The sequence below is a fragment of the Shimazuella sp. NTD248 genome, assembly GCF_059510395.1.
The window spans coordinates 1-2,387 of record NZ_JCAJZT010000023.1 but is presented as its reverse complement, the minus strand read 5'-3'; the positions used below and the strand labels follow the sequence as shown (position 1 = coordinate 2,387).

The window sequence follows — 2,387 nt, the reverse complement described above, 5'->3', positions numbered from 1 at the left end:
AGAGGGCTTAACGATCGTGTTCGGGATGGGAACGAGTGGAACCCCTCTGCTATGGTCACCAGACATATGGTTTGAAAAGAAAGTGACTCGCACCTTCAAAATCGGATAGGAAAAGATGTATTGCGGTAGGAGAAGCCCTCGACCGATTCGTATCTGTCAGCTAAACACATTGCTGTGCTTACACCTCAGACCGATCTACCTCGTCATCTACAAGGGGTCTTACCTACTTAGGGGTAGTGGGAAATCTCATCTTGAGGGGGGCTTCGCGCTTAGATGCTTTCAGCGCTTATCCCTTCCATACTTGGCTACCCAGCGGTGCCTCTGGCGAGACAACTGGTACACCAGCGGTATGTCCATCCCGGTCCTCTCGTACTAAGGACAGCTCCTCTCAAATTTCCTGCGCCCACGACAGATAGGGACCGAACTGTCTCACGACGTTCTGAACCCAGCTCGCGTACCGCTTTAATGGGCGAACAGCCCAACCCTTGGGACCTACTTCAGCCCCAGGATGCGATGAGCCGACATCGAGGTGCCAAACCTCCCCGTCGATATGGACTCTTGGGGGAGATTAGCCTGTTATCCCCGGGGTAGCTTTTATCCGTTGAGCGATGGCCCTTCCACTCGGAACCACCGGATCACTAAGTCCGACTTTCGTCCCTGCTCGACTTGTAGGTCTCGCAGTCAAGCTCCCTTCTGCCTTTGCACTCTTCCGCGCGATTTCCAACCGCGCTGAGGGAACCTTGGAGCGCCTCCGTTACCTTTTAGGAGGCGACCGCCCCAGTCAAACTGCCCACCTGACACGGTCCCTCTACCCGATTAGGGTAGTAGGTTAGAACCCCGATACGACCAGAGTGGTATCCCACGGTTGCCTCCACTGAGACTAGCGTCCCAGCTTCAAAGGCTCCCACCTATTCTGTACAAGTCGTACCTAGATTCAATATCAGGCTACAGTAAAGCTCCACGGGGTCTTTCCGTCTTGTCGCGGGTAGCTAGCATCTTCACTAGCACTACAATTTCACCGGGTCTCTCGTCGAGACAGCGCCCAGATCGTTACGCCTTTCGTGCGGGTCGGAACTTACCCGACAAGGAATTTCGCTACCTTAGGACCGTTATAGTTACGGCCGCCGTTTACTGGGGCTTCGGTTCAAAGCTTCGCTTGCGCTAACCTCTCCCCTTAACCTTCCAGCACCGGGCAGGCGTCAGCCCCTATACTTCGCCTTGCGGCTTTGCAGAGACCTGTGTTTTTGCTAAACAGTCGCCTGGGCCTCTTCTCTGCGACCACCCCGGAGGGTGGCACTCCTTCTCCCGAAGTTACGGAGTCATTTTGCCGAGTTCCTTAACGAGAGTTTTCCCGAGCACCTGAGGATTCTCTCCTCGCCTACCTGTGTCGGTTTGCGGTACGGGCGCAACGTTTCTCCTTAGAAGCTTTTCTTGGCAGTGTGAAATCAGGTGCTTTGCTACTACAATTTTCGCTTACTGTCGTAACTCAGTCTTATCGGAAGACGGATTTGCCTATCTTCCAACCTCGTCACTTCGACGCGCCATATCCAATGGGCACGCACACCCTATCCTCCTGCGTCACTCCTATCGTCAAACAAAACGTTACGGTACAGGAATTTCCACCTGTTGTCCATCGCCTACGCCTTTCGGCCTCAACTTAGGTCCCGACTTACCCTGAGCGGACGAACCTTCCTCAGGAAACCTTAGGCTTTCGGTGGAGGGGATTCTCACCCCTCTTTTCGCTACTCATACCGGCATTCTCACTTCCAAGCGCTCCATTTTCGGTTTCCCTCCAACTTCGCTGCACTTGGAACGCTCCCCTACCATTCTTTCGAATCCACAGCTTCGGTGAACGTTTTAGCCCCGTTACATTTTCGGCGCAGAGTCACTTGACCAGTGAGCTATTACGCACTCTTTGAATGGTGGCTGCTTCTAAGCCAACATCCTGGTTGTCTGTGCAACTCCACATCCTTTTCCACTGAAACGTTACTTGGGGACCTTAGCTGGTGGTCTGGGCTGTTTCCCTTTTGACTACGGATCTTAGCACTCGCAGTCTGACTCCCGTGATACAAGACAATGGCATTCGGAGTTTGACTGAATTCGGTAACCCGGGAAGGGCCCCTAGTCCAATCAGTGCTCTACCTCCATCGCTCAAAACACGAGGCTAGCCCTAAAGCTATTTCGGGGAGAACCAGCTATCTCCGAGTTCGATTGGCATTTCACCCCTACCCACACCTCATCCCCTGATTTTTCAACATCAGTGGGTTCGGACCTCCATTCCGTGTTACCGGAACTTCATCCTGGACATGGGTAGATCACTCGGTTTCGGGTAAACAGCTACGTACTATGGCGCCCTATTCAGACTCGCTTTCGCTGCGGCTCCGACT

The 2,387-nt window shown here is 53.4% G+C and carries 2 rRNA genes; both read right to left on the bottom strand.

Going from position 1 to position 2,387, the window contains the following annotated elements:
• A 5S ribosomal RNA gene (rrf, locus tag AC5WOE_RS19940) occupies positions 1 to 63 on the bottom strand; the annotation flags it as partial.
• A 63-nt stretch (positions 64 to 126) separates the two neighbouring features.
• Positions 127 to 2,387, bottom strand: a 23S ribosomal RNA gene (locus AC5WOE_RS19935); the annotation flags it as partial.